General features: G+C 33.6%; 7 protein-coding genes and 1 pseudogene. 5 read left to right on the top strand and 3 right to left on the bottom strand.

What is annotated here, in order from left to right; translation table 11 throughout:
- Positions 1-3,410 (bottom strand): annotated as a pseudogene (locus ACM55H_RS12175) (hypothetical protein); the annotation flags it as partial.
- A 531-nt stretch (positions 3,411-3,941) separates the two neighbouring features.
- Between ACM55H_RS12175 and ACM55H_RS12170 the strand changes: the two are divergent.
- The 4 genes from ACM55H_RS12170 (at position 3,942) to ACM55H_RS12155 (ending at position 8,051) form a co-directional block, all read left to right on the top strand.
- Positions 3,942-4,427: a SixA phosphatase family protein gene (locus tag ACM55H_RS12170; protein WP_416836741.1), complete on the top strand. Its 486-nt coding sequence runs from the start codon at positions 3,942-3,944 to the stop codon at positions 4,425-4,427.
- Positions 4,428-4,432: 5 nt separating this feature from the next.
- Complete coding sequence (gene ppk1, locus ACM55H_RS12165) at positions 4,433-6,502, top strand: polyphosphate kinase 1 (protein ID WP_416836740.1); 2,070 nt, start codon at positions 4,433-4,435, stop codon at positions 6,500-6,502.
- Positions 6,503-6,570: 68 nt separating this feature from the next.
- On the top strand, positions 6,571-7,461 hold the full coding sequence (locus tag ACM55H_RS12160) for a Ppx/GppA phosphatase family protein (protein WP_416836739.1): 891 nt from the start codon (positions 6,571-6,573) through the stop codon (positions 7,459-7,461).
- Positions 7,462-7,469: 8 nt separating this feature from the next.
- Positions 7,470-8,051 (top strand): TMEM175 family protein, encoded by a 582-nt coding sequence (locus ACM55H_RS12155; RefSeq protein ID WP_416836738.1) that lies wholly within the window; start codon positions 7,470-7,472, stop codon positions 8,049-8,051.
- A gap of 17 nt (positions 8,052-8,068) precedes the next feature.
- On the opposite strand, the gene ACM55H_RS12150 is transcribed toward ACM55H_RS12155, so the two are convergent.
- Positions 8,069-8,443 carry a DNA polymerase III gene (locus tag ACM55H_RS12150; protein ID WP_416836737.1) on the bottom strand — a complete coding sequence of 125 codons (375 nt, stop codon included), beginning with the start codon at positions 8,441-8,443 and terminating at the stop codon, positions 8,069-8,071.
- Positions 8,444-8,492: 49 nt separating this feature from the next.
- Here ACM55H_RS12150 and ACM55H_RS12145 point away from each other — a divergent pair, with 49 nt between their 5' ends.
- Positions 8,493-8,624: a hypothetical protein gene (locus ACM55H_RS12145; RefSeq protein ID WP_416836736.1), complete on the top strand. Its 132-nt coding sequence runs from the start codon at positions 8,493-8,495 to the stop codon at positions 8,622-8,624.
- A 94-nt stretch (positions 8,625-8,718) separates the two neighbouring features.
- Here ACM55H_RS12145 and dnaX read toward each other — a convergent pair whose 3' ends face one another.
- A complete protein-coding gene (gene dnaX / locus ACM55H_RS12140; RefSeq protein ID WP_416836735.1) occupies positions 8,719-9,804 on the bottom strand; it encodes a DNA polymerase III subunit gamma/tau in 1,086 nt (361 codons plus the stop codon).
- Between the last annotated feature and the right edge of the window lie 22 nt (positions 9,805-9,826).

Genomic DNA, 9,826 nt, shown 5'->3' with positions numbered 1-9,826 from the left:
GTTCCTGCATCATTAATTGCATCAATTACAGGCGCCGTAACAGTAACAGTAACGGTAGCATTATCACAATTGGTTGGATTAAGTATTTCACAGATTCGGTATACCAAAGAATACGAACCGGCAGGTGTACCCGCGGCTATTATTACATTGGTACCAGAAAGCGTGATTCCGGCATTGGTTGCAGACACAAAAGTCGTATTGACTTGAGCGGGCACTACAGCCACACCGTTAAGGGTATCATTTGAAAGGACATTGGTGAAAGCTGTTCCGCCAGTAAATCCATTTACAGCGGTTCCTGCATCATTAATTGCATCAATTACAGGCGCCGTAACGGTAACAGTAACGGTAGCGTTATCACAATTGGTTGGATTTAAGATTTCACAGATTCGGTATACCAAAGAATACGAACCGGCAGGTGTACCCGCGGCTACTATTACATTGGTGCCAGAAAGCGTGATTCCGGCATTGGTTGCAGACACAAAAGTCGTATTGACTTGAGCGGGCACTACAGCCACACCGTTAAGGGTATCATTTGAAAGGACATTGGTGAAAGCCGTTCCGCCAGTAAATCCATTTACGGCAATTCCTGCATCATTAATTGCATCAATTACAGGCGCCGTAACGGTAACGGTAACGGTAGCGTTATCACAATTGGTTGGATTTAAGATTTCACAGATTCGGTATACCAAAGAATACGAACCGGCAGGTGTACCCGCGGCTATTATTACATTGTTACCAGAAAGCGTGATTCCGGCATTGGTTGCAGACACAAAAGTCGTATTGACTTGAGCAGGCACTACAGCCACACCGTTAAGGGTATCATTTGAAAGGACATTGGTGAAAGCCGTTCCGCCAGTAAATCCATTTACAGTGGTTCCTGCATCATTAATTGCATCAATTACAGGCGCCGTAACGGTAACAGTAACGGTAGCGTTATCACAATTGGTTGGATTTAAGATTTCACAGATTCGGTATACCAAAGAATACGAACCGGCAGGTGTACCCGCGGCTACTATTACATTGGTGCCAGAAAGCGTGATTCCGGCATTGGTTGCAGACACAAAAGTCGTATTGACTTGAGCGGGCACTACAGCCACACCGTTAAGGGTATCATTTGAAAGGACATTGGTGAAAGCCGTTCCGCCAGTAAATCCATTTACGGCAATTCCTGCATCATTAATTGCATCAATTACAGGCGCCGTAACGGTAACGGTAACGGTAGCGTTATCACAATTGGTTGGATTTAAGATTTCACAGATTTGGTATACCAAAGAATACGAACCGGCAGGTGTACCCGCAGCTACTATTACATTGGTACCAGAAAGCGTGATTCCGGCATTGGTTGCAGACACAAAAGTCGTATTGACTTGGGCAGGTACTACAGCCACACCATTTAATGTATCATTTGAAAGGACATTGGTGAAAGTCGTTCCGCCAGTAAATCCGTTTACGGCAATTCCGTTATCATTAACTGCATCGACAATTGAATTTCCTGGAACAGGAGTTGATGTTGATGTATTATTATTAGAAACAGGATCACTATTTGTTCCTGAAATTGTTGCTGTATTAACATAAGTCCCTCCTTTTTTCACTTTTGCTACTACCGTTAAAGTTGCAGTAGCTCCATTCACAAAATTTCCTATTGTCCAATTTGGAGCAGACCAAGAACCTACGGAAGGAGTAACGCTAAGAATAGTATAGCCATTAGGAATGGCATCATTTACTACAACATTGGTATCATTACTGATTCCTAAATTACTTGCTGTAATTGTAAAAGTAATATCACTTCCAAAAGTTGGATTTGAATTACTAACCGTTTTAACGACTTTTAAATCTGAACAACCTTTAAAAATATTTGTACTTACGCTAGCACTGGCTAAACCCCAACCCCAAGTATTAAGTAATCTAACATTTCCATAGTCATTACATGTAGTACCATCAGTTTCGTTTGAACCAACCGCAGGTGCGGGAATAGTTTGAAGTAAATTTCCATTTGCACTCCAAGCACGAGCAGGACTTGTAGTCCCAACTAATGAATTATCTAATCCAGCTCCGGTTATATTATTTTCGGATGTACTTCCATCATTTTGACAATTTGTCCCAACATTAGTTAATTGTGAATCATCCCAAAACATTTGAGAATTTGCAATTGCAATTGGAGCAATTGAAGACACATTAAATCCATTTATATTTAATTCTACATCGTATAACGGAAGATTAAATCGGCCTTTAAGAAAGTTTAAAGTTAAATTTACTGTAGAGCCGTCATTTACTACATTACCTAATCCATCAAGACCATCCCAAGAGATTGTGTTATTTCCTGCGGGTAAACTTAAAGCCTCAAGTATTCTGTCGCTTGTTCCAGCTTGATATCCTGAAACGCCATTTAAATTAAAGAATAATTTTACATCTCCGGCCTCTGAAGTATTAAAACGTATCAGGTATGGTCCGCAATTAATTATTGCAGGATTTAGGAAAGTTGGCGCAGCGGGTATTGATGCTACAGGATATAAATTTGGGTCAGGATTATTTAAAAATACTTTAAAACCATTTAATAAAGAAGGAGCTGTTGCGGCATTTATTGATCGACGAGTTACATTAAAGCCCCCTGTTTGAGAAACACCATAGCTATTAACAGCTACGTTAAATGCTATAGGTTCAAAGCCAGGATTAAAATCGATAAATAATACTACTCTATCATCAGTGTAAGCATAAAAATTTGACTCAGAAGTTGCTGTTGTTAAGTTTCCATAAGTTGGTGATACAGCGACAAAACCCCATTTGTCAGAATGTAAACGACCACTTTTTTTATTGAAACTTCCGGAATTATTTGCTACTGTCATATCAAATAAAGCACCAACTGCTCTGTCGGAAGAAGTAGTTAATGGCGTAATACCACCATCATTACTTCTGTAAATTTCAATCCAGTGTTCTCCAGCTACATCTGGATCATAAACTAATGGAGAATATCCAGTTGTTAAACCTCCAATATTTGGTCCAGCTAATGCTTGAGCATGGCTATCAATACTACCAGGAACACCAGTATTACTATTCCATAAAGCAGTAACCGCAATAGATCCATCTGGTCTTCTAATGCGATAATATACATTGTTTAATCTTCCTGGATTTCCTGTGGCATATTGTCTCCAGTCAAAACCAAAATATAGGTTTTCTGTAGATGCATTTGCAATATTGAAATAAATTCTATTGTCTTCAGGCGCATTGAAGTAAGAACCATTTGATAAATCTGGTGCACTCAATACAGCAGTAATGTTATTTGCATTAGGAGAAAGTGTAGGTGTCCCTTCTGCAAAAACTGATAAAGAAAATAAAGAAATTAAAAAGGAAATGGCAAATGAATAATAATTTACGGTATTTCTAACATTAGTTTGGGGTAATTTTTTTCTCATGCTGAACAAATAAATTTAATAGTAAATTTGGGCAATGGCAATCATTTTTAAATTTTAGAATTTGTTGAAAATTCAATTTTTTTACAAAATTACCTACATAAAATTATTATTTAAAATTTTATCTTTAAACAACCTAAATACCCGTTGAAATGACATTTCCTGTTAAAAAATAATAATAAAAAGAAGTTCTAAAGACTATTTTAAATTTATTTTTCATTTAAACTGATTACGGTTGTTAAAGTTTTAACAATTCAAAGCTATATTTTTTATTTTTTATTAACAAATAAAAAAAACGATTAAATACATAAAAATCGGATTAAGTGTATTTTTTGATGATTTTAAGTAAGAATAATCTTTTTTTTATGTATTTTTCAATCAATTTTGTTTCATTTTTTTTTGTAAGATTAATAATTTTAAAATACATTTCCACTTCAAATTTGTATTTTAATAAAAATTAGAATTAAAAAAAAAATTGTAATTTGTAATCTCAAAAAAACTGACAAAAATATTTTTATATAAAAAAATAAAAGCATGAAAAACTTAATATTAATTCGGCATGCGAAGTCAAGTTGGGAGGCTCCATTACATGATAAGGATAGACCTTTAACAAATCAAGGAATGAAAGATGCACACCTTGTTTCCTCACATATCAGTGATTTTATACCTAAAACGTATATGATTTGGAGTAGTTCAGCAGAAAGAGCCTCGGAAACGGCAGTAATTTTTGCGCAAAACATATTGTATCCCATAGAATGCATAGATTATAAAGACGAGCTTTACACCTTTGATGAAAATAAATTAGAGAAAGTTATCAAATCTTGTGATAATGGTATAGAAAGTGTTATTCTTTTCGGACATAACGAGGCTATTACAAATTTTGTTAATAAATTTGGAGATGCTTTTATTAATAATGTTCCTACAGCTGGATTTGTGTCTTTACAATTTGACACAGACAACTGGGATAGGATTAAAAAAGGCAAAACAAAAAAAATAATATTTCCCAAAGAATTAAAATAAAAAAAGTGTTAGAACATAAATATATTGATAGAGAAAAAAGTTGGTTAGCGTTCAATGCAAGAGTACTTCAAGAAGCTGCAGATGATTCAGTACCTTTATTAGATAGATTGAGATTTTTAGGTATTTTCTCTAACAATCTTGACGAATTTTTCAGGGTTCGATTTGCCGCCATCAGACGATTAAGTCTCTCAGGAATATCCGGAGAGAAATATTTAGGTGGAATATCAGCGCAACAATTAGTAAAGGATATTACCGAAATAGTAATTCAACAGCAATCTGAAAGTCTACGTATTTTAAATATTATAGAAGCAAAATTAGAGACGGAAAATATATTTATTATAAATGAAAATCAAATTTCCCGCGAACAGGAGAATTTTTTGAAAGACTTTTTTATTCAGAAATTAAGTCCAGAATTAGTAACCATTATACTGAATGATTTAGCAGAATTTCCTTTGTTAAAAGATACTTTAGGATATCTAGCTGTAAAATTAGTTATGAATCAAACAGAAGAAGTTAGATATGCTGTTATTGAAATTCCTAAAACGATTAATCGATTTGTAGTTTTACCTTCTAATACTGAAAAACAGTATGTAATTCTTCTCGATGATGTGATAAGACATAATTTGAAAAGTATCTTTAATATTTTCGATTACCAAAGTGTTTCAGCACATATGATTAAAATCACCAGAGATGCGCAATTAGACATCGATAGTGATTTGAGTAAAAGTATGATTGAAAAAATTTCTACAAGTGTAAAAGATAGAAGAATAGGGGAGCCTGTTCGTTTTATTTATGACCAGTTGATAGAAAAAGATACGCTTCAATTTTTTCTCGATAAGATGAAAATTGTTACTACTGACAGTATTATTCCTGGTGGTAGATATCACAACAGACGTGATTATATGAATTTTCCAAATCTTGGCAGATTCGATTTATTGTACCAAACTAATGAACCTTTGCCGATTCCTGGATTAAGCCTTGAAGGGAGTATATTAGAAAAAATTAGTACTAAAGACTATTTATTAAATGCACCTTATCAATCTTTTTCATATCTCACTAAATTTTTACGAGAAGCGGCTCTTGATCCAAAAGTAACTTCCATAAAAATCACGTTATATCGATTGGCAAAAAATTCTCAAATCATAAGTTCACTTATAAATGCTGCCAAAAATGGAAAAAAAGTGACTGTTCAAATCGAATTACAAGCTCGTTTTGATGAAGCTTCTAATATTTCGTATGCAGAGCAAATGAAAACGGAGGGAATTGAACTTATTTTTGGAATAAAAGGGCTGAAAGTTCATAGTAAAATATGTGTTATTGAAAGAACCGAAAATGATAAAATCAAACGTTATGGTTTTATTTCTACCGGAAATTTTAATGAATCAACCGCAAAAGTCTATACTGATGTGACTCTTTTTACAAGTCACCAACAAATTCTAAAAGACATTACAAAAATTTTCGAATTTTTTGATATTAATTATAGAGTACATCGATACAAACATCTTATCGTTTCTCCTCACTACACCCGTACTCGATTCTACAAACTGATAGATAGAGAAATTTTGCATGCTTCAGCAGGTAGAAAGACTCATATAAAATTAAAAATGAATAGTTTGTCAGATTTTAAAATGATTGATAAATTATATGAAGCCAGTAATGCGGGAGTAAAAATACAGTTAGAAATTAGAGGTATTTGTTCTTTGATACCTGGAATTCCTGGAATGAGCGAAAACATAGAAGCGATAAGTATTGTGGATAATTATCTGGAACATTCCAGAATTTATATTTTTGGGAATGCCGGACAAACGGAAGTTTACATCTCTTCAGCTGATTTTATGACTAGAAATCTGGATGGTCGAGTAGAAGTTACTTGTCCTATTTATGATCAGGAAATTAAAAATGAACTCATTGATAATTTCGATTTAGGTTGGAAAGGAAATGTAAAAGCAAGATATCATTCTTATAAATTAGATAATAAATATAGAGTTCGAAATCATAATCCAGTTTTTAGAGCGCAATTAGAAACGTATAAATATTATCGAAATAAAATTGACGTTTTAGAAGAAATTGTTTAAAAAGTGGTTTCATATTTGCTATTGTCCTCGAATAAAATAAGAAACTAAATTCAAATCATAAATTAAGAATGATTAAATTAAAAAAATATGCTGCAATAGACATCGGTTCAAATGCGATGCGTTTATTGGTTGTAAACATAGTTGAACAAGAAGGAAAAGAACCTCAATTCAATAAAAGTTCTCTTGTACGTGTACCAATTCGTTTGGGACAAGATGCTTTTACGGTAGGTGAAATTTCTCAAGAGAATATGGAAAGGATGTGTGACGCCATGAAAGCATTCAATCTATTAATGAAAGTGCATAAAGTAGAACGTTATATGGCATTTGCAACTTCAGCGATGCGTGAAGCCTATAATGGTAAAGAAGTAGTGGCAATGATTAAGAAAAAAGCAGATATCAAAATAGAAATCATCGATGGAAAAAAAGAAGCTGCCATAATTGCTTCTACTGATTTGCATCATTTGTTAAAAACAGATCAAACGTATCTTTTTGTGGATGTTGGTGGTGGAAGTACTGAATTTACCTTGTTTTCCAATGGTAAAATGATAAATTCCAGATCATTCAAAGCGGGAACAGTTCGGTTGTTGAATGATATGGTTTGTGATGTTGTTTGGGATGAAATTGAAAAATGGATAAAGATAAATACTCAAGAATACGACGAAGTTACTTTGATAGGTTCTGGTGGAAATATCAATAAGCTATTTAAAATGTCTGGAAAAATTCAGGAAAAACCTTTGTCTTACATTTACATGAATTCACAATATGCGTTTTTGAATTCTCTTTCATACGAACAAAGAATTTCAGAATTAGGGTTGAATCCAGATCGTGCCGATGTAATTCTTCCAGCGACCAGAATTTATTTAAATGCTATGAAATGGAGCGGAGCTAGAAATATTTATGTGCCTAAAATTGGACTTTCGGATGGTATAGTAAAAGCCATGTATTACGGTAAAATATAAATTTTAAAATGAATAAAAACAGACTTGAAGCTTTTAGTGATGGTGTTTTGGCTATCATAATTACGATTATGATACTGGAAATAAAAGTTCCGGAAGGAGAAAATTTCAGCGATTTACTACCTCTTTTTCCAAAATTTATAAGCTACATATTGAGTTTTGTTTATGTAGGGATATACTGGAATAATCATCATCACATGTTACAAAGTGTTACTAAAGTAAATGGTAAAATTCTTTGGGCAAATCTTCATTTGTTATTTTGGTTGTCATTAATTCCAGTTTCTACAGGATGGATGGGGGAACATAATTTTGCTAAAGCTACCATTACATTGTATGGTGTAATTCTGTTTTTCGCAGCAGTAGCCTTTTGGTTTCTTCAGAATATAATTATTTCCAGTGAAGGAGAAAATTCTATACTAGCAAAAGCACTTGGAAAAAATTTTAAAGGGAAAATATCAAACCTTTTGTACCTAAGCGCAATAGTAATTTCCTTTTTTTATGAAATGCTAGCTGCTTCAATTTATATTATAGTGGCAATAATTTGGCTAGTGCCTGATAAAAGAATTGAAAAAGTTATCAATTCTAATGAATAAATCTCTTATTACTAGGATTATGCATCTAAATCTAATCCAAATGTTGTTCGTAAGAGTTCAATATTTGGATTTATTTCAAGAAGCCTGTTGTATCGGTCTTGGTCATTAAAGTTTCTTTTGCTTTCGACACTTTCATTAACAATAACTTCTATGGTAATGTCATGATTGTGTAAATGACCTTTCAAATGTCCTAAAAGTCCATTTAATTCTTTTTCAAAATCTAATTTTGAACCTTCATTTGGTAATTCAATCGTGATGGAAGTTCCATTTAATTTAGGATCGTTGATAAGTAATAACGACTCCATAATTTTATATCCTTTATCCCCTAAACGTTGCGCATATTTATTCCAATACAATAACATTTCCGTTTCGGTAAAAGATTCAGTTGGCAAATGAACTACTTCTTTTACAATTCCTTTATTGCTTTCTTCTAATGCTTTTTTGGCACGAATACTGGCTAATGAAAAAGCAGAAACCTTTGGTTCATTTGATAGTGGAATGTCAATTTTTACTGTAGGAGTGGGAACTGAAATTACAGGGGCAGTAACTATAGTTTCTGGTTCTTTTTCTTGAACTGCTGTAATTGGAGTATTTACAATGTTTTCTGTCTTAGCTTTTGGACTTTCTACTATAGAGTAATCATTCTTTCTAAAGTAAGTAGGAGGAATTATAAATTGCTCAACTTTTTTTTTTCTCCATCAAAAGTGATAGAGGCAAGTTGCATCAAACAAAGTTCAACAAGAAGTCGTTGATTTTGACTCAGTTTGTATTTCAAATCACAATCATTTGCAATTTCAATTCCTTTTAAAAGAAAGTCTTGACTGCATTTTTGCGCTTGCACGCCATACATTTGTTGCGCTTGTTCCCCAACTTCTAATAAAGATAAAGTAGCAGGTGTTTTAGAAACCAATAAATCTCTAAAATGGGAAGCTAATCCGGATACAAAATGATGTGCATCAAAACCTTTGGCAAGAATTTCGTTGAAAGCGATTAATAAATCCGGAATTTTATTTTCCAGAATCAAATCGGTTACATTAATGTACGTTTCGTAATCCAAAACATTTAAATTCTCAGTAACAGCCTGACGTGTTAAGTCTTTTCCACAAAAAGAAACCACTCGGTCAAAAATAGACAAAGCATCACGCATGGCGCCATCCGCTTTTTGAGCAATAATATGCAATGCATCATCTTCGAAATTTACACCTTGACTGGTGGCCACTTCGGCAAGATGTTCTTTGGCATCTTTTACGGTAATTCTTTTGAAATCAAATATCTGACAACGAGAAAGTATCGTTGGAATAATTTTATGTTTTTCGGTCGTAGCCAATATAAAAATGGCGTGCTTTGGCGGTTCTTCTAATGTTTTTAAGAAAGCATTGAAAGCTGCCGAAGACAACATGTGAACCTCATCAATAATATACACTTTGTATTGTCCCGTTTGTGGAGGAATACGAACTTGGTCAATTAAATTCCTGATATCATCAACAGAATTGTTGGAAGCAGCATCTAATTCGAAAACATTAAAAGCGAAATCTTCATTTGGATCATCATATCCTGGCTGATTAATTTTTCTAGCTAGAATACGTGCACAAGTTGTTTTACCAACCCCACGAGGTCCTGTAAATAATAGGGCAGAAGCAAGATGATTGCTTTCTATGGCATTCAATAAAGTATTGGTAATGGCTTTTTGTCCAACAACATCTTTAAATGTTTGAGGACGATATTTACGAGCCGATACAACAAATTGTTCCATAGAATTTTTATTCGAAAGCAAA

Origin of the sequence: Flavobacterium cryoconiti (genome assembly GCF_048158645.1) — a bacterium.
Classification (GTDB): domain Bacteria; phylum Bacteroidota; class Bacteroidia; order Flavobacteriales; family Flavobacteriaceae; genus Flavobacterium; species Flavobacterium cryoconiti.
This window is presented reverse-complemented; position numbering and strand designations above follow the sequence as displayed.